The 21,436-nt window shown below is 72.0% G+C and carries 1 protein-coding gene; it reads left to right on the forward strand.

The features are described from left to right. Positions 1–18 precede the first annotated feature (18 nt). The gene (locus ACIA6A_RS12580) at positions 19–21,291 is read left to right on the forward strand and encodes an amino acid adenylation domain-containing protein (protein ID WP_396097666.1); all 21,273 of its coding nucleotides are present in this window, start codon (positions 19–21) and stop codon (positions 21,289–21,291) included. The last annotated feature ends 145 nt before the right edge of the window (positions 21,292–21,436 follow it).

The raw sequence follows: 21,436 nt of genomic DNA on the forward strand, positions 1-21,436 counted from the left end.
ATCGGAGGTGCGGGTTTCATGACGGCTGGGCTGCAAGGGATCGAGTCTTCGCTGGCGCGGTGGAACAACCACACCACGCCCGCCGAGGTTTCCACCGTGGTCGATGCCTTCGTCGCCACGGCGGCCCGGAACCCGGACGCCCTGGCGCTGGTCGCGGGCGAGACCCGGCTGACCTACGGCGAACTCCGCGGACGGGTCTTCGCGCTCGCCCGGCACCTGCGCGAACGCGGTGTCGGCGCCGAGGACGTGGTCGGTGTCGGCATGCCCCGCTCCGCCGAGATGGTCGTCGCGGTCCTCGGCATCATGGTCGCCGGCGCCGCGTTCGTACCCGTCGATCCCGCCTGGCCCGCGCAGCGCCGTGAGCAGGTCCTCGACGAAGCCGGAGCTGCCCTGGTCCTGACCGAGCTTCCCGACGGTTCCGGTGACACCCCGGTGACCCCGATCGACCCGCGCGGGCTCGCGTACGTCATCTTCACGTCGGGGTCGACCGGCCGCCCGAAGGGCGCCATGATCCGGCACGAGGCGATCCACGAACGGCTGCGCTGGCAGCGCGACGAGATCCTGCACTTCGGCCCGGGCGACGCGACGCTGTTCAAGGCGCCGCTGTCGTTCGACATCAGCGTCAACGAGATCCTGCTGCCGCTGGTCTCCGGCGGTTACGTCGTGGTCGCCGAACCCGGCGGCGAACGTGACCCGCAGTACCTCCTCGACCTGATCGCCACCGAGGGCGTCACGTTCGTCTACCTGGTCAGCTCCATGCTCGACGTGCTGCTGCAACTCGCCCGCGACACCCACCAGCTCGACGGCCTGCGCCATGTCTGGTGCGGCGGCGAGGTGCTCACCCCGGAGCTGTTCGACCGGTTCCGCACCCAGCTCACCACCACGCTGTACCACGGCTACGGCCCGGCCGAGGCCACCATCGGCGTCTCCCACGTCATCTACCGCGACCACGCCGAACGCATCGCCACCTCGATCGGCCGGCCGAACCCGCACACCCAGCTCTACGTCCTCGACGACGACCTCACCCCGGTCGGCGCGGGCGTCACCGGCGAGCTGTACGCGGCCGGGTTCCTGCTGGGCCGCGGCTACGTCAACGCCCCCGCGCTGACCGGCGCCCGCTTCGTCGCCAACCCGTTCGGCGCGCCCGGCACCCGGATGTACCGCACCGGCGACCTGGCCCGCTGGACCGGCGACGGCAGCCTCGAGTTCGTCGGCCGGGCCGACAACCAGGTCAAGATCCGCGGCATGCGCCTCGAACTGGAAGAGGTCGAAGCGGTCGCCTCGAGCCATCCCGCGGTGCGCCAGGCCGTCGTGACCATCCAGGACAGACACCTGATCGGGTACGCGGTGACGTCCGCTCCCACCACCGCCGATGACCTGCGTACCTGGTGCGCGGACCGGCTACCCGAATACATGGTCCCGTCGGTCTTCGTGCTGCTCGACGCGTTCCCGCTCACCGCGAACAGCAAGGTGGACCGGCGCGCCCTGCCCGTACCCGTGCTCGGCCCGGCGCGGTCCCGGGCCCCGCGCACCCCCGCCGAGACCGCCCTGTGCGAGGTGTTCGCCACCGTCCTCGGCCTGGAGTCGGTCGGCGCCGAGGACGACTTCTTCGCGCTCGGCGGTGACAGCATCGTGGCCATCGGCGCGGTCCGCGCGGCCCGCCGGGCCGGGTTCACGGTGCGCGCACGGGACCTGTTCGCCAACCCCACCCCGGCCGGCCTGGCCCTGGTGGTGTCGCCGGTCGCCGCGGTGGAGACCGCCCAGGTGGAGGCGGTGGGCGAGGTGCCGCCGACGCCGATCCTGACCTGGCTCGACGAGGTGGGTGACGGGGAGCGCGGGTTCTTCCAGGCGACGACGCTGCCGGTCGGGCCGGGGGAGCCTTCCGTGCTGGTGGACGCGCTGCTCGCGGCGCACGACGTGCTGCGGGGATCGCTGGACGGGGCGGTGCTGACCGTCCACCCGGTGGGGTATCTGAGCGCGGCCGACGTGCTGCGGACGGGGGAGGACCTCGAGGCGACCGTTGCCCGGTTGAGCACGGACCGGCTGGTGGCGTTCTCGCACCTGCCGGCGAGCGGTGAGCTGATCGTGGCCGTGCACCACGCGATCGTGGACGGGGTGTCGCTGCGGGTGCTGGCCGAGGACCTGAGGTCGGGGCTGCCGATCGCGCCGGCACCGACATCGTTCCGGCAGTGGGCGACAGCTCTGCGGGCGGCGGACTTCAGCGCCGACCTCCCGTTCTGGACCGCGGCTGCCGCCCTTGCGGACGGAACGTTCGTTCTGCCGGCGCCGGGGGTGGGTGACACCGTCAGCACCGAGGAGAAGCTGACCGTCGTGCTGTCCGAGCGGGTCACCGACCGGCTGCTCAGTGTCGTCCCCGCGGCCGTCCACGGTGGCGTCAACGACGCGCTCGTCGCGGCGCTCGCGCTGGCCGTCTCACCGGACCAGCCGTTCCTGCTGGAGCTGGAGGGGCACGGCCGCGAGGAGGACGCCGTCGACCTGGATCTGTCGCGGACGTTCGGCTGGTTCACCACGCTGTTCCCGGTGCCGCTCGACGTCTCCGGGCTCGCTCCGGCCGCCGCGGTCAAGGCCGTGAAAGAGCAGCTGCGGGCAGTGCCGAACAACGGCATCTCGTACGGTGCGTTGCGCTATCTCGCGAACCGTGAAGAGCTGGCCGTCCAGCCGAGGGTCCTGTTCAACTACCTCGGCCGCTTCGATGCCGGTGCGGAGGTCGTGGAGCGCCGTGACCCGCGGATGCCGCTGCCCCGCGCCCTGGAGGTCAACGCCGTCACCGTCGGCTCGCAGCTGTCCGCGGTCTTCAGCTGGCCGGGCCGCGTCCTGTCCCGCGACGACGTGCGGGCTCTCGCGGACCGCTGGGTCGAGCAGCTCACCGCCATCGCCGACGATCCCGCCGTCACCGGGCACACCCCGGGTGACTTCCCGCTGGTGCGCCTCAGTCAGTCCGACGTGGACGCGCTCGGCCCCGACGTCCGTGACGTGCTGCCGCTGACCCCGTTGCAGGCCGGCCTCTACTTCCACGCCACCTACGCTCCCGGCGCCGACCCGTACGTGGTGCAGCAGCTCATCCACCTCGACGGCCCGCTGGACGCTGAACGGCTGCGCCGGGCCGCGTCCGCGCTGTTCGACCGGCACCCGAACCTGGCCGCCGCGTTCCGGGCGACCGCCGGTGGTGAGCTGGTCGCCGTCGAGGGCGGCCCGGTGCGGGCCCCGTGGCGGTACGTGGTCAGCGGTGACGTGGACGCGATCGCCGCCGCCGAGCGGGCCGAGCCGTTCGACCTGTCCCGGCCGCCCGGTATGCGGTATGCCCTGGTGCGGACCGGTGCGAGCGGGCATGTACTGGTCCAGACCGTGCACCACATCGTGGCCGACGGCTGGTCGGTGCCGCTGATCCTCAACGACCTGCTGGCGCTGTACGCCGGGGAGAGCCTGCCGAGGCCGCCCGCGTTCAAGGACTTCCTGACCCATCGCGGCGACGGTGACCCGGACGCGTACGCACGTCTGCTCGGCGGCGTCACCGAGCCCACCCTGCTGGCGCCCGGCGCGGACCGGCCCGCGGCGACCGTCACCGCCTCCGTGGACGGCGCGGCTGTCCGCGCGGTCGCCCAGCGGCACGGCGTGACAGTCGGCAACGTCATCGCCGCGGCCTGGGGCGTGCTCGTCGGCCGGGTCACCGGGAGCTCCGACGTGCTGTTCGGCTCGACGGTGTCGGGGCGTGGCGGGGACCTGCCGGGTGTCGACGCGATCGCCGGGCTGCTCATCAACACCGTTCCGGCCCGGGTGCGCTGGACCGGTGGGGAGACCGTGAGCGACGTGCTGCGCCGGTTCGCCACGGATCAGCGGGAGGTCGTCGAGCACGAGCAGACCTCGCTCGCGGAGGTACAGCGGCGGCTGGGCCTGCCGGAACTGTTCGACAGCCTCGTGGTCATCGAGAACTATCCGGCCGCGTCCGCCCCGGAGAACGGTGGGCTGCGGATCACCGGCATGGACGTGATCGAGGCCCCGCACTACCCGGTGACGCTGATGGTCAAGCCCGGCGACACGATCACCGTCACCCTGACGCACCGGCTCGACCCGCCGGCCGCCGAGCGCCTGCTCGACCAGTACCTCCGCGTCCTCACCGCCGACACCGCGACTCCCGTCGCCGGTCTGCGACTGATGTCCGACGAGGACCGTGCGGGCGTCCTCGCTCGCGGCGCTCTCCACGAAACCGGCCACCTCCCCCTCGTCGCCGAGATGATCGGGGCGGTGGACCCGGCGCGGATCGCGGTCCGGGCCGGCGAGGTCGAGCTGACCTACGCCGAGTTGTGGACCCGTTCCGGTGCGGTCGCGGCCACGCTGCACGAGACCGGGGTACGCCGCGGCGATGTCGTCGCGGTAGCCACCCGGCGTACGGCCGACCTGCCCGTCGCGCTGCTCGGTGTGCTCCGGGCCGGCGCCGCGTACCTGCCGGTGGACCCGGGATATCCGGCCGCCCGGGTCGAGTTCATGCTGGACGACGCGCGACCGGTGGTGGTGCTGGCCGACGACGCGAGCAACCGCGCGCTGCCCCCGCACGACCTGCCCGTGGTCCGGATGCGTGCCGCCCTGGGAGAAGCAGCTCGGAGCGAAGCTCCGCAGGCCACGGTCGGTGCGCTCGACGCCGCGTCCGTGGTCTACACGAGCGGTTCCACCGGGCGCCCGAAAGCCGTCGTCGGCACCCACGGTGCCCTCGCGAACCGGCTGGCCTGGGCCCGGGACCGCTGGGACGGCGCGGTCCGGGTCGCGAAGAGCTCGATGAGCTTCATCGACGGCACCACCGAACTGCTCGGCGGCCTGGTCGCCGGCGCCACCGTGGTCGTCGCCGACGAGACGGCCGCGTCGGACGGGACGGCACTCGCCCGTCTCGTCGCGGCGTCCGGGGCCACCCAGTTGCTCGCCGTGCCCAGCCTCGCGGCGGCGCTCGCGGAGACCGCACCGGAGCAGGTCCGTGGCCTCGAACGGTGGCTCACCAGCGGTGAGGCCCTGGACGCCGGCACGGTCGCCGCACTCGCGGCCGCGTCGCCCGGGGCCGAGCTCGTCAACTCGTACGGTGCCTCCGAGAACACCGGGGACGTGCTGGCCGGGACCGTCACGCCGGGCGCGACCGTCACCCTGGGCCGGGCCGTCCCGGGCGTGCGCGTCCTGCTGCTCGACGCCGCGCTCGAACCGGTCGCCCCCGGTGCGGCCGGCGAGATCTACGTGGGTGGGGTGCAGCTCGCGCGCGGTTACCGCGGCCAGGGCGGCGCCACCGCGGCCCGTTTCGTGGCCGACCCCTTCACCCCCGGCGAGCGCCTGTACCGCACCGGTGACCTGGGCCGATGGGCCGGCGACGAGGTCGAGTTCCTCGGCCGCAACGACGACCAGGTCAAGGTCAACGGCCACCGGGTCGAGCTGGCCGAGGTCGAGGCCGCGCTGCTGCGGCGGCTCGGCGTGCGGGAGGCCGTCGCCGTGGCCCGCGACGGAAGAAGCCTGCACGGGTACGTCGTGGGCGAACCGGGCGAGGTGCTGGACCCGCAGGCCCTGCTCGCCACGCTGCGTTCGGAGCTGCCGTCCTACCTGGTCCCGGCCACGGTGACCGTGCTCGACGCCGTACCCCTGCTGCCGAACGGCAAGCGTGACCGCCGCGCGCTGCCGGACCCGGTCGCCGCCGTCGCCGTTGCTCCCCGCACCCCGCGGGAGGCGCAGGTCGTGGCCCGTTTCGCCGAGGTGCTGGGCGCGGAGCCGGTCGGCGTGCACGACGACTTCTTCGCCCGCGGCGGGGACAGCATCACCGCGATCCGCCTGGTCAACCTGCTGGGCCGGGACGGGGTCGTGCTGTCCACCCAGGACATCTTCCGCACCCGCACCGCGGCCGCGATCGCCGCCACCGCCGACGGACCGGCGGACGTCCCGGAGCCGGACGCAGCCGTCGCCGCCGAGGTGTGGGACCTGTCCCCCCTCCAGCAGGGCGTGTACTACCAGGCCACGTTCGCCGACGGTGCCAACACCTACATCGCGCAGAACGTCTTCGACTTCGACCGGCGGCTCGACGTGCCGGCCCTGGAACTCGCGTTCGCCGCGTTGCTGGACCGGCACCCCACGCTGCGCGCGTCGTTCGTCGGCGAACCCCGCCCGCAGCAGCACATCGCCGCGCACGTCCCGGCCGTCGTCACCGTGCTCGAGGGCGACCCGGACGCGATTGCCGCGTCGGACCGGGAGCGTCCCTTCGACCTGACCGCACCGCCGCTGGTCCGCCTGACCGTGGTGCGCAACCCCGACGGCACCGACCGCATGCTGCTGACCTGCCACTTCCTGCTCTGGGACGGCTGGTCGCGCGAGCTGGTGCTGCGGGAGTTGTTCGCCCTGTACGACTCCCGGGGCACCCGCGGAGCCCTGCCCGGGGACGGCCCCGGCTTCCCCGACTACCTGGCGTGGATCGCCGCGCAGGACCGGGACGCCTCGGCCGCCGCGTGGAAGGCGGCGCTGGACGAGCCGACGATCGCGGTGCCGGAGGCCGCCGGCCGGGAACCGATGCTGTCCGAACGGGTTCTCGCCACGCTGCCGACCGCGATCACCACCCGCCTCACCGAGCAGGCCCGCCGGGCCGGGGTCACGCTCAACTCGGTGCTGACCGCGGCGCTGGGCCTGGTGCTCGGGCACCGCACCGGACGCGGCGACGTCACGTTCGGCACCACGGTGGCCGGCCGGCCGACGGCCCTGCCGGGCATCGAGAACGTCATCGGCCTGTTCCTCAACACCGTGCCGGCCCGGGTCGCGGCGACCCCGGCCACGAGCGTGGCCGACCTGGCCCGGCGTGCGCAACGGGACCGTCTCGACCTGGCACCGCACGAGTACCTCGGGCTCGGCGACATCCAGCGGGCGGTGGGGCACGACCAGCTCTTCGACACGCTGTACGTGTTGCAGAACTTCCTCGCGGACAGCACCTTCGCCGACCTCGAGGCCGCGCAGGGCATCGTGGACGTGCAGTACACCGACACCACGCACTACCCGCTGACCTGGGTGCTCACCCCGGGCGCGAACCTGCGCGTGAAGCTGGAATACCGCCCCGACGTCATCACCGAGACGCTTGCCCGCGAGATGGTCGACACGCTGCTGGCCGTGCTCCGGACCCTGGCCGACGACCTCGACGTCCCGGCCGGCTCGATCCCGGTGCCACCCCCGGCGCCCGCGTCCGTCCTGACGTCCGGGTCCGGGTCCGTCCCGGCGTCCGGGCCTCTCCGCGGCCGCGAGACCGACATCCCCGAGGTGACCATCGCGGACATGCTTGCGGCGCAAGCTGCGACAACACCCGATCTCACCGCGCTGGTCTTCGGCGAGCAACGCCTGACCTACGCCGAGCTCGACGCCCGGATCAACGCGGTCGCCCGCGGCCTGATCGAACGCGGCGCCGGTCCGGAGCAGGTCGTCGCGCTCGCCCTGCCCCGCACCATCGACATGGTCGTCGCACTGTTCGCCGTGCTGCGGGCCGGCGCCGCCTACCTGCCGCTCGACCGCGACCTGCCCGAGGACCGCCGGCAGCTGATGATCGACGACGCCCGGCCCGTCCTCGTACTGTCCTCGCTGGACGGCGTCGCCGACCCCGACGATTCCCCCGTGCACGTGCACGTGGACGTCGACCTCGACCGGCCCGCGTACGTCATCTACACCTCCGGCTCGACCGGCCGTCCCAAGGGCGTCGTCACGCCGTACCGTGGCCTGACCAACATGCAGTTGAACCACCGGGCCGAGATCTTCGCACCGACCGTGGCCCGGGCCCGCGCGGCCGGCGTCGACCGGCTGCGCATCGCGCACACCGTCAGCTTCTCCTTCGACATGTCGTGGGAGGAGCTCCTCTGGCTGGTCGAGGGCCACGAGGTGCACGTCTGCGACGAGGAACTGCGCCGCGACGCCACCGCGCTGGTCGCCTACTGCCGCGAGCACGGCATCGACGTCATCAACGTGACCCCCACGTACGCGCATCATCTGTTCGACGAGGGCCTGCTCGACGGGCACCGGATGTGGCTCGTGCTGCTCGGCGGCGAAGCCGTCACCGACGCGGTGTGGTCCCGGCTCAGCGACCCGGACGGCCCGGCCGGCTACAACCTCTACGGACCGACCGAATACACGATCAACACCCTGGGCGCGGGTACGAACGACAGCGCCACCCCCACCGTCGGCAAGCCCATCTTCAACACGGCCGGACACGTGCTCGACGACTGGCTGCGCCCGGTCCCGTCCGGGGTGGCCGGCGAGCTGTACATCGCCGGCGCCGGCCTCGCCCGCGGTTATCTCGACCGCCCGGCGCTGACCGCGTCCCGGTTCGTCGCCGGCCCGGACGGCAGCCGGCTGTACCGCACCGGTGACCTGGTCCGCGAGCGCCCGGACGGCAACCTCGACTTCCTCGGTCGCACCGACGACCAGGTGAAGATCCGCGGCTACCGCATCGAACTGGGCGAGGTGGAGAGCGCCGTCGCCGCGGTGCCCGGTGTGCGCCAGGCGGCCGTCCTCGCCCGGGACGGCAAGCTGCACGCCTACCTGGTCGGCCCGGTCAGCCCGGCCGACGTGCGCGCGGCGCTGATCGAACGGCTGCCGTCGTACATGGTCCCGTCGCTGTACGCGGTCGTCGACGCGCTGCCGCTGACCGTCAACGGCAAACTCGACGCCCGGGCGCTGCCGGCGGCGACCCCGATCCTCGGCGTGGGCCGCGGTCCGCGCGACGACCGGGAACGCCTGCTCGCCGGCATCTACGCCGAGGTGCTGAGCCTGCCGCAGGTCGGCATCGACGAGGACTTCTTCGCGATCGGCGGCGACAGCATCTCGTCGATCGCGGTGGCCGGCCGGGCCCGCAAAGCCGGCCTGCACGTGACCCCGCGCGACGTGTTCCGCCGCCGCAGCGTCCAGGCCCTCGCCGCGGCGCTGCCCGCGACCGTGGTGGCCACCGTGACCGACGACGGCTCCGGTGACATCGCCCTGACCCCGATGCTGGCCGAGACGGTGAAGTCCGCGACCCCGCTGGGCCACTTCTACCAGTCCATGGCCTGGCACACCCCGGCCGCGCTGACCCGGGCCGGCCTGGAGAGGATCCTGCAGGCCCTGCTGGACCGCCACGACCTGCTGCGCGCGAGCTTCGACGGAACCCTGCACGTCCCCGCACCCGGTCTACGAGCCGCCGGCCTGATCACCGAGGGACCGATCGACGAGGAGGCCGAGGTCGCCCGGCTCGACCCGGCGAACGGCATCATGCTGCGCGCCGCCTGGGACGGCCACCGTCTGCTGCTGGTCATCCACCACCTGGTCATCGACGGTGTGTCGTGGCGCATCATCACCGAGGACCTGCGGCGCGCGGCCGGTGGCGACGACCTCGAACCGGTCGGGACCTCGTTCCGCACGTTCGCGGCGGCGCAGCGCGAGCACACGAGCGAGGCGGACTTCTGGCGCACCACCCTGGCCGGCCCGCGGCCGCTGCTCGGGGACCGCCCCGCCGACCCGGTTGCCGACACCGCCGCCACCGTCCGCTCGATCACCGTCACGCTGCCCGCCGAGGTGGCCGTACCGCTGCTCACCACCGTGCCGGCCAGCTTCCACGGCGGCGCGAACGACGTGCTGCTCACCGGGCTCGCCGTGGCCGTGAACCGCTGGCAGGGCACCACGGACCCGACCCTGATCAGCCTCGAGGGCCACGGCCGCACCGGCGATCACGACCTGTCCCGCACCATCGGCTGGTTCACCGCCATCCACCCGGTCCGGCTCGAACCCGGCACCACCACCGACCTCCTGGCCGCCACCCGTGCGGTCAAGGAGCAGCTGCGCGCGGTGCCCGCCGACGGCCTCGGTTACGGCGCGCTGCGCTGGCTGGGCGATTACGACCTCGGCCCGGCCCCGGAGATCCTCTTCAACTACCTCGGCCGCTTCGGCGCGGACAGTGGCGGCGACTGGAGCCAGGCCGCCCCGCTGCGCGAGGGCGTCGACCCGGCCAACCCGGCGATGCCACTGGAGATCAACGCCTACACGACCGGTGACGTCTTCGAGGCGACGCTGTCCTGGCCGGCCGGCCTGCTGCCCGAGGAACGGGTCATCGCGCTCGCCGAGCACTGGACCGCCGTCCTGCGCGAGCTGACCACCACGGACCTCACCGGGCACACCCCGTCGGACTTCCCGCTGGTCACCCTCACCCAGGACGACGTCGACGCGTTCGCCGGGGCCACCGACGTGCTGCCGCTGCTGCCGCTGCAGGAGGGCATGTACTTCCACGCTGTCACTTCCGACGTGGACACGTACGCGGTCCAGCAGATCGCGGAACTCACCGGTGAGGTCGACCCGGCCCGCCTGCGTGCCGCGGTCGAGACCGCGGTCGGCCGCCACGACGCGCTGCGCGCCTCGTTCCGCGAACTTCGCGACGGCCGCATCGTGCAGGTCATCGCGGCCGAGGTCCAGGTCCCCTGGCGGGAGATCGACCTTTCCGGTACGACGGCACAAGCCGACGCGCTCGCCGGGACAGCGGCGGCTGAACTGGCCCAGCCGTTCGACCTCGCGCGACCGCCGGTGCTGCGCTACGCGCTCGTCTCCCTGAACGCCACCGAACACCGGCTGATCGAGACGATGCACCACATCCTGGCTGACGGGTGGTCGTATCCGCTGGTGTTCTCCGACATCGTGGCCGCCTATCACGGCCGGGAGCTGCCGGCACCGGTGGCCACGTTCCGCGACCACGTCGAATCGGTCGTCACCCGGGGCCGCGACGCCGCCCGGGAAGCCTGGTCCGCGGCGCTGTCCGGCGCCGAACCCACCACGTTGTACCCGGACATCAGCAGCGTCTCGCACCACGAGAGCTCTTTCTCGTACATCGACCGGGTTGCTGCCCTGGCCGAAACGGCCCGGGCCCACGGCATCACGGTGAGCACGCTGATCCATGGTGCCTGGGGTCTGCTGCTGGGCCGGCTGCTCGGCCGTGACCGGGTCGTCTTCGGTTCGACGGTCTCCGGCCGCGGCGGTGAGCTGCCCGGTGTCGAGGGCATCGTCGGCCTGCTCATCAACACGGTGCCGGTGCCGATGACCTGGCGCCCGGACGAGCCGCTCGCCGACGTGCTGCGCCGGCTGCAGGAACAGCAGACCGACGTCCTCGACGTGCAGCAGGTCGGCCTCGCCGAACTGAACCGGCTCGCCGGAGCGCGCGAACTGTTCGACTCGATGGTCGTGGTGGAGAACTTCCCGCCGGTCGACGGCGGTGACGCGCAGGGTCTCGGCGTGCGCGGCTTCACCGGTACGGACTCCCCGCACTACCCGGTGTCACTGGTGGCGTTCCCCGGCGACCGCCTGACCCTGGAGATCAAGTACGACGCGGCCGTCGGTGCCGCGGCGGCCGACCGGCTCGTCACCCAGATCGCCCACGTCGTCGAGCAGCTGATCGACAACCTGGACCGGCCGGTGTCCGCTCTGTCACTGGGCGCCGAGGTCTCCGTCGCCGCGGAAGCACTGTCCCTGCCGCTGGACATTCTCGACATCTCGCTGGACGTGCCCGAGGCGATCGCGGTCGACGGTCTCACCTACGCGCGGCTGGAAGCGCAGGCGAACCAGCTCGCCCACGAACTGATCGCGCGGGGGGTCCGGCCGGAGTCGAAGGTCGCGGTGCGGCTCCCGCGCGGAGCCGACCTGGTCGTCGCGCTGCTCGCCGTCGTCAAGGCCGGTGGCTGCTACGTACCCGTCGACAGCGCAGCTCCCACGGCCCGTCAGGAATACATCCTGGCGGATGCGGCACCGGTCTGCGTGATCGGCGACGGCGGCATCCCGGTGGCCGCACCCGGCCGTCCGGACACCAGGCCGCAGGTCGCCCTGACCGGCGACAACGCGGCTTACGTCATCTACACCTCAGGATCGACCGGCAAACCCAAGGGCGTCGTGGTCACCCACCGCGACGTGCTCACCCTGTTCGCGGCGGCCTGGCAGAACTTCGATCTCGGTACGGACGACGTGTGGACGATGTTCCACTCGTACGCGTTCGACTTCTCGGTCTGGGAACTCTGGGGTCCGCTGCTGCACGGCGGCCGGCTCGTGACCGTGCCCCACGACGTCGCCCGCGACCCCCAGCGCTTCCGGGCGCTGCTGCGCGACGAACGGGTCACGGTGCTCAGCCAGACCCCGGCCGCGTTCTACCCGCTGATCGAAGCGGACGCGTCCGAACCCGACCGGCTGCCGCTGCGGTACGTGGTGTTCGGCGGCGAAGCACTCGACCTGTCCCGCCTCACCGCCTGGTACACCCGTAACGAGACCCCGCAGCTGGTCAACATGTACGGCATCACCGAGACGACGGTCCACGTGTCGTTCCGTGCGCTGGACCCGGCGGACGTGACCCGGCCCAGCGTCATCGGCACCGCGCTGCCCGGGCTCACCGTGCACGTGCTGGACGCGTACCTGCAACCGGTGCCGGAAGGCGTGACCGGCGAGATGTACATCTCCGGCGACCAGCTCGCCCGGGGTTACCTCGACCGGCCCGCCCTGACCGCGTCCCGATTCGTGGCGAACCCGTTCGGTCCCGGACGGCTCTACCGCTCCGGCGACCTGGCCCGCTGGGAGGATGGCGAACTCGTGTACCTGGGACGCTCGGACCACCAGGTGAAGGTCCGGGGCTACCGCATCGAACCCGGCGAGATCGAGGCCGCCCTCCTGTCCCTCGCCGGCGTCGCCAACACCGCGGTGGTCGTCCGCGACGGCAAACTGGTCGCCTACCTCGTGGCCCGGGCCGGCACCCGCCCGGACGTCGACGCGGTCCGGGCCCACCTGGCCTCGGTGCTCCCGGGATACATGGTGCCGGCGGCGTTCGTGACCCTCGACGCCCTGCCGCTGACCGTGAACGGCAAGCTCGACCGTGACGCGCTGCCCGCCCCGGCCCACGCGGTTACGGCCCATCCGGTGGCGCCGGCGCTCGACGAACCGGCCGCGGTCACCACGTTGCGAGGGCTGTTCGCCGAGGTCCTGGGCCTGGACACGGTGCCAGCCGACGGAGACTTCTTCCACCTCGGTGGCGACAGCATCGTGGCGATCCAGCTCGTCAACCGAGCCAAGCGCAGCGGAGTCAGAATCTCCCCGCGCGACGTCTTCCTCAAACGAACCCCGGCCGCCCTCGCCCCTTCCTCTGCCGCGCTCAGCTCTGCCGCGCTCAGCTCTGCCGCGCTCAGCTCTGCCGGGCCTGCCGGTTCTGCCGCGCCTTCCTCCGCCGGGCCTGTTGGTTCTGCCGGGCCTTCCTCTGCCGGGCTTGCCGGTTCTTCCGCGCCGGCTTTCGAGGGCTCGTCGTCGCCTATCGCCGGTGACGGTGTCGGGGAGGTTGCGCTGCTGCCGATCGTGCTGCGGCTCGCCGAGCTCGGCGGTGGCATCAACCGGCTGCACCAGGCCGATCTGCTGCGCACCCCGGCCGGGGCGACGACTGCCCGGCTCCAGGCGGCGCTCGACCAGCTGGTTGCCCAGCACGACTCGCTACGGCTGCGGCTGAGCCGCCCGGCACCGATGCTGTGGTCCCAGGAAGTCATGGCCACCGGAGCGGTGTCCCTGACCACTGTGGACGGCGTCGACCCGGAAACGATCCGCAACGCGGCCGAGGACGCGGTGACCCGGCTGGACCCCGATACCGGGCGAATCCTGGAAGCGGTCTTCTTCGACGCCGGTCCCACCACACAGGGACGGTTGCTGCTGGTCGCCCATCACCTCGGCGTCGACGGGGTGTCGTGGCACATCCTCATCGAGGACCTGCGGCAGGCGTACGAGGGTGCTGCTCTCGAGCCTGTGGGTACTTCGTTGCGGACGTTCGCCCGTACCGTGACCGAGGAGGCAGGCACCGCGGCAAGGCTGGCCGAATTCCCGCGGTGGCAGAAGACGCTCGCACCCGGCGCCGACCTGGACCCACAGGCGGTCACGTTCGGGCTGACGGTCGGGCAGACCCGCGATCACGAGGTCACCATCCCGGTGGACCCGAAGACCCTGACCGGCGACGTGACGGCAACACTGTTGACCGCCCTGCACACCGCGGTCAACCGCTGGCGAGGCACCGAGAACGACCTGCTCATCGACCTGGAACGGCACGGCCGCGAACACATCGGCGACGTCGACCTGACCCGGACAACCGGTTGGTTCACCTCGATCGCCCCGGTCCGCCTCTCCCCGCCATCCACTGCCCCCACGCCATCCACTGCCCCCACGCCATCCACTGCCCCCACGCCATCCACTGCCCCCACGGTGCCCGAGGCTCCCGCGCTGCCCAAGGCTCCCGCGCTGCCCGAGGCCCCCGCGCTGCCCGGCGCTCCCACACCGCTTGGTGGTCCCGCGCTGCCCGGCGCTCCCGCGCCTTCGGTGCTCCCTGAAGGCGATGGTCTCGGTTACGGCCTGCTGCGGTACGTAAATCCCCGCAGCGCCGCCGCCCTGTCCCGGCTCGGCAGCCCGCAGGTGCTGTTCAACTACCTGGGCCGCTTCACCGACGACGAGGGGGACTGGTCGAGCGCTGACGAGGACATCCGGGTCCGCCCCGACGACGACCTGGGCACGCCGTACCTGCTGGAGATCAACGTCGCGGCCCGCGGCACCTCTCTGCACGCTGTCCTCACCTACGCCGACGAGGGCCTCGGCCTCGACGCTGTCACCGCGATCGCCGACGGCTGGGCCGCTGAGCTGGCTCCCGCTGCCGAGCAGGTCTGGCCGATGTCCCCGCTGCAGGAAGGCCTGTACTTCCAGGCGAAGCTCGCCGGCGACGCGGACGTCTACATCGCCCAGAACGCTTTCGACGTCAACTACCGCCTGGATGTCCCGGCGTTGGAGCGCGCCTTCGCGGCCGTGCTCGCTGCCCACCCGGCCGCCCGGTTGTCCTTCACCGACGACGGGGCGGTGTTGCGCCGCGAGGTGCCGGCGACCGTCGAGGTGATCGAGAACCCGGCGGACCTCGACGCGGTGATGGCCGCCGACCGGGCCCGCCCGTTCGACCTGACACACGCACCGCTGGCCCGGCTCACGGTGATCAGGCTGCCCGGTGACCACGACCGGCTGCTGCTCACCTACCACCTGCTGCTGTGGGACGGATGGTCGCGCGAGCTGGTGCTGCGGGACCTCTTCGGTGCCTACGCCGGCCGGCTGATCCAGCCGGAGGCGGCGAGCTTCACCGACTACCTCGAATGGATCGCCCAGCAGGACTCCCAGGCTTCCCTCGCCGTCTGGACCCGCGCCCTCGACGCCGCCGAACCGACCATCCTGTACCCGGCCGCCGTCGGCACCGAGCCGGTCCTGGCCACCAGCGTCGCCGTCCAGTTCACCGAGGAGCAGACCGCCCGGCTCACCGACCAGGCCCGCACCGCCGGGGTAACCCTGAACACCGTGCTCAGCACCGCGCTCGGCCTGGTGCTCAGCCACGCCTCCGGCCGCCCGGGGGCACTGTTCGGCACCACGGTGGCCGGCCGGCCCACAGAGCTGGACGGCATCGAGGAAGTCGTCGGCGTCTTCCTCAACACGGTGCCGCAGCGCGTCACCTTCACCGCGACCGAGCCGGTGCACGAGGTCCTGCGCCGCGTCCAGGACGAGCGCATCGAGCTGATGGCCCACGAATTCGTAGGCCTGGGCGACATCCAGCGCGCAGCCGGCCGCGGCCAGCTCTTCGACAGCCTCTACGTGCTGCAGAACTTCCTGGACGACGACACCTTCGACGACCTGGAAGCCGAGCACGGCATCGTCGACGTCGACGCGGTCGACGCGACGCACTACCCGCTGACCTGGGTCGCAACCCCGGGCCGAGCCCTGCGGATCCGCCTCGAATACCGCTCCGACGTGGTCACGGCGAACGAAGCGACATCCCTGCTGGACCGGCTCCGGACCGTACTCGAGGACTTCGACGCCACCCGCACCGTCGGCGCGATCTCGCTGCCCGCACCGGAACCCCAGGCCGGCGTCGTCGCGGAGATCCCCGACATCACCATCGCGGAGATGCTCGCCGAGCAGGCGGCCCGCACCCCGACCGCCGCGGCCCTCACCCACGACGGCACCACCCTCAGCTACGCCGAACTGGACGGCCGGGTCAGCGCCGTCGCCCGTGGCCTGCGCTCCCACGGCGCGGGACCCGAGACGATCGTCGGCCTCGCGCTTCCCCGGGGCGTCGACATGGTGGTCGCGCTCTTCGCCGTACTGCGGGCAGGAGCCGCCTACCTACCCCTGGATCTCGACCTTCCAGCCGAACGCCGGCAGACGATGATCGACGACGCGCAGCCGGTATTCGTCCTGACCTCGTTGGCCGGTCTGTACCTGGAGATCGGTGAGCCCTGGCTGGACGACTTCGCGCCGGGCACCCCGGGCCGCCTGGACCGGCCCGCCTACGTCATCTACACCTCCGGCTCGACCGGCAAGCCCAAGGGCGTCGTCACGCCGTACCGCGGGCTGACGAACATGCAGCTCAACCACCGTGCGGCGATCTTCGGACCGACCATCGCCGCGGCGGGCGGCCGGATCCTGACCATCGCGCACACGGTGAGCTTCTCCTTCGACATGTCGTGGGAGGAACTGCTCTGGCTGGTCGAGGGGCACCACGTGCACGTCGCCGACGAGGAGCTGCGCCGCGACGGCCGGGCCCTGGTCGCCTACTGCGCCGAGCACGCGGTCGATGTCGTCAACCTCACCCCGACCTATGCCCAGGCCCTGCTGGACGAGGGTCTGCTCGCCGGTGCCCACCGGCCCTGCCTCGTGCTGCTCGGTGGCGAGGCCGTCTCGGAGAAGCTCTGGGCGACGCTGCGCGACACGGACGGCGTGGCCGGCTACAACCTTTACGGACCGACGGAATACACGATCAACACCCTGGGCGGGGGTACGGAGGACAGTGCCACAGCCACGGTCGGCAAGCCCATCTTCAACACGGTCGGGTACGTCCTGGACAGCTGGCTGCGTCCCGTCCCCCGGGGTGTCGCGGGTGAGCTCTACATCGCCGGCGCCGGTCTGGCCCGGGGTTACCTCAACCGGCCCGGCCTCACCGCCGCCCGTTTCGTCGCGGGCCCGGACGGCAGCCGCCTGTACCGCACCGGCGACCTGGTGCGCCAGCGACCGGACGGCAACCTTGACTTCCTCGGCCGTACGGATGATCAGGTCAAGATCCGTGGTTACCGCATCGAGCTGGGCGAGGTCGAGACCGCGGTGTCGGCGGTTCCCGGCGTGCGCCAGTCGGCGGTTCTCGCCCGCGACGGCGCCCTGGTCGCCTACCTCGTCGGCGATGCGACCCCGGCGCTGGTGCGAGCGGCCCTCGCCGACCGGCTGCCGTCCTACATGGTGCCGTCGCTGTTCGCGACCGTGGACGTGCTGCCGCTGACCGTCAACGGGAAGCTCGACACCGCGGCGCTTCCGGCGCCCGCTCCCGTGGCCCAGTCCTCGCGGCCGCCCGCAGACGACCGGGAACGCCGTCTTTGCGAAGTCTTCGCCGAGGTGCTGGGCCTGCCCGGGTTCGGGGTCGAGGACGACTTCTTCGACGCCGGCGGCCACTCGCTCACCGCGCTGCGGCTGATCGGCCGGGTGCGTGCCGAACTGGGCACGGACCTGTCGCTGCGGGCGCTCTTCGATGCTCGTACCCCGGAGAAGGTGGCCCGGACCACCAGCGGCCCCGCGCGGGCCGCCCTGAGCGCCCGGACGCGTCCTGCGGTGCTGCCGCTGTCGCCGGCGCAGCAGCGGCTCTGGCTGCTCGACCAGCTCGACCCGGGCTCCAGCGCTTACAACTATCCCCTCCTGGTCCGTCTCGGCGGGCACCTGGACCTCGGCGCCCTGTCGCTGGCCCTCGCCGATGTCGTGGCCCGGCACGAGGTGCTGCGCACGGTGATCCGTGGGTCGGCTCAGCACATCGAGGAGCCACCGGCCACCATCCCGGTCGAGACGGGCACCACTGTCGAGGACCTCGTCGCGCGCCCGTTCGACCTCGCCGCCGACCTGCCCGTCCGGGCCGCGGTCGTCGACGAGGGGGAGACCAGCATTATCGCGCTGGTGCTGCATCACATCGCGATGGACGAGTGGTCGGACGGGCCGCTCCTGCGTGATCTCAGCACCGCCTACCTCGCCCGGACCGCTGGTCAGGTCCCCGGCTGGGAACCGCTCCCGGTGCAGTACGCCGATTACGTCCTCTCGCTGGCTCCGGCGTCGCCTGACTACTGGTCGACGGCGCTGGCCGGCCTGCCGGACGAGATCACGTTGCCGGCGGACGGTCCGCGTACCGTGCAGAAGCGGCCGGCGGGCCTGGTGAGCGCGACCCTGCCGGCGTCCTTGATCGACCGCTTGCGGGAGATCGCCCGAGCCGAGTCGGCGAGCCTGTTCATGGCGTTGCACGCGGGCCTTGCCGCGCTGCTGACCAGGCACGGCGCGGGCACCGACATCCCGATCGGCAGCCCGACCTCGGGACGCGGGGACGCGGCTCTGGACGACCTCGTCGGCTTCTTCGTGAACACGATCGTGCTGCGGGCCGACCTGTCCGGCGATCCGACCTTCACCGAGCTCCTGCGCCGGCTCCGGACGGCGGACCTGGCCGCGTTCGAACACGCGGACCAGCCGTTCCAGCAGGTGGTGGAGCTGATCAACCCACCACGGGTGCCGGGGCGCAACCCGCTGTTCCAGACGATGATCGGTTACTTCCACCGGTCCGCCCCCGACGACACGATCCTCGGGATGCCGGTCCTCGACGCACCCGGTTTCGCCGCCGACCCCAAGGTCGACCTCAACGTCACCTTCATCGACGGCGGCCCCGACGGCGTGGAGGTGACCTGCGAATACGATGCCGACCGCTTCACCGCCGGCACCGCGACCCGCCTGCTCGAGCGCCTCGCGCTGCTCATCACGTCGTTCGTCGCCGACCCCACCGTTGCAGTGTCCCGTGCGCCGATGCTCGTCCCCACCGATGAGGCAGACCTGGCGGCCTGGTCCACGGCCCTGCCCTCCCGGGCGGGAACGAACACCCGGCCTGCCGGCCAAGCGCTGATCACGTCGGCGGGCGAGCTGTCCTTCGAGGACCTCGGCCGGGCCTCGGACTCGCAGGCCGCGGCCCTCGTCACCCGCGGTGCCGGGCCGGACAGCGTCGTCGGCATCCACCTGCCGCGCACGGCTGACCTGGTGATCGCGGTGCTCGCCGTGCACAAGGCCGGAGCTGCGTACCTGCCTCTCGACCCGGCCTTCCCGCCGGCCCGCCGGGCCTTCATGATCGAGGACGCCCAGCCGGTGGCGATCATCGACGAGGCGTTCCTGGCCACGGTGACGCCGGCGGCGGGGCCTGCCGTCGCCGAGCCTGATCCTGACTCCGCCGCGTATATCATCTACACCTCCGGATCGACGGGACTGCCCAAGGGCGTCGTGGTGACGCATCGCAACCTTGCTGCGTTCCTCGACGCGTTGCCATTGAATCCGGGCGAGCGTCAACTTGCCGTCACAACCTTGTCGTTCGATATTTCGGTGCTAGAGATTCTCGGCACGCTGCGGGCCGGCGGCACGGTGGTCCTCGCCTCGCCCACCGAGGTGCGTGACCCCCGCCTGCTCAGCGCACTGATCGACAAACACCGGATCACCGCGATGCAGGCGACCCCCGCACTCTGGGCGGCGCTCCTGGAGGCGTCCGATCAAGACCTTTCCGCGGTACGGGCTCTGGTCGGCGGTGAGGCTCTACCGACATCACTGGCAATGGCGTTGCACACACGTACGGCCGAAGTGGTCAATTTGTACGGCCCGACGGAGGTCACGGTGTGGGCCACGAGCGCAGAGGTGGGCCCGGACTGGAACGGCTCGATCGGGCGCACCCTGCCGGGCGTCTCCGCGCAGGTGCTGGACGAGCATCTGCAGCCCGTCCCACCGGGCGTCGCCGGTGAGCTCTACCTCGGTGGTGACCAGGTCACCCGCGGCTATCACGGCCGTCCCGCGCTCACCGCGTCGCGTTTCGTCGCGGGTCCCGGCGGCAGCCGCCTCTACCGAACCGGTGACCTGGCCCGGTGGCGTTCCGGCCGGCTCGACTACCTGGGCCGTACCGATCATCAGGTGAAGGTGCGTGGCTTCCGGATCGAGCTGGAGGAGATCGAAGCGGTCGCGCTGTCCCACCCCGCCGTGACCCGGGCCGTGGTCGTCGCCCGGGCAGACCGGCTGGTGGCCTACCTGACGACAACACCGGAGTTCTCCCAGGCGTCGCTGACCAGGCTCTTCGAGGAGGCATTGCCGGGCTACATGATCCCGGCGATGGTCCATGTCCTCGACGCGTTGCCGCTGACCCCGAACGGCAAGGTCGACCGCAACGCGTTGCCCGACATCGAGATGCCCGCCACGGTCGCCGAGCCGCCCCGTTCCCGGACCGAGGCTGCCGTTGCCCAGCTCGTGGCGGAGGTGCTCGGCGTCCCATCGGTCGGTGTGCACGACGACTTCTTCGCCCTGGGCGGCCACTCGCTGCTGCTCGTGCGGTTGGCGACCGCCCTGCGCGAGACGCTGGGGGCGGAGATCCCGGTAGCCGACCTGTTCACCGCACCGACAGCAGCATCGGTGGCCCGCCTGGTGGACGGCGCGATGCCCGAGGGTGATGCGCTCGCCCCGGTCCTGCGCCTCGCGGACGGGCTGGGCTCGCCGTTGTTCTGCCTCGCCCCGGCAAGTGGTCTCGCCTGGCAGTTCGCCGGGCTGACACGCTTCCTCGGCGTACCGCTGATCGGTCTGCAGTCGCCTCTGCTCTCCGGCGGCGAGCCGCCGGCGGACCTGGCTGACCTCGCGGCCGGGCACGCTGACCGGATCGTCGCGCTTCAACCCTCGGGATCGGTACGCCTCCTGGGCTGGTCCTTCGGCGGCGCGCTGGCGTTGTCCGTGGCCGCCGCGCTGTGGGAGCGCGGGCGGGAGGTGAGCTTCCTCGGCATGCTCGACGCCCGCCGCGACGCGGTGCAGACACCGTCGACGGTGGCCGGACTCCTGACCGAGATGGGCTACACGGTCCCGGATCCGGCGCTGACCGTCGCCGACGCCGTGCGGTTCGTCCAGGAGGCCGGGGGAGCGGTCGCGGCTCTGACCGGCAAGCAGATCGAACGGATCCTCGAGAACTACCTCGCCAGTGACCGGCTGATGGCGGAAGCCTCCCACCCACCGTTCGACGGAGAGGTCTTCTTCGTCGAGGCGACCGTTGCCGAACAGGGTTTTGCCGGGCCCGGCGCCCCGGCATGGCAGCCGCTCGTGACCGCGATGACGATTCACGAACTGCCGGTCGGTCACTCCGAACTGCTGGACCCGGCGACGCTGGAAAAGCTCGGCCCGCTGCTGGCCGCCGCACTGCGATAGACCGGAACCGAGGGGTCAGCACCGTTGTCGGCGCTGACCCATCGGTGTAACGATTCCATTCTCGCAATGCTGCGTCCTCAATGGTGTGGAGCCTCATGACCCATCTTCCGGAATGGCGTGCGAACTGAACCACATCGAATGTGGT

The sequence above is a fragment of the Actinoplanes sp. NPDC051494 genome, assembly GCF_044454705.1.
In the GTDB taxonomy this organism is placed as follows: Bacteria; Actinomycetota; Actinomycetes; order Mycobacteriales; family Micromonosporaceae; genus Actinoplanes.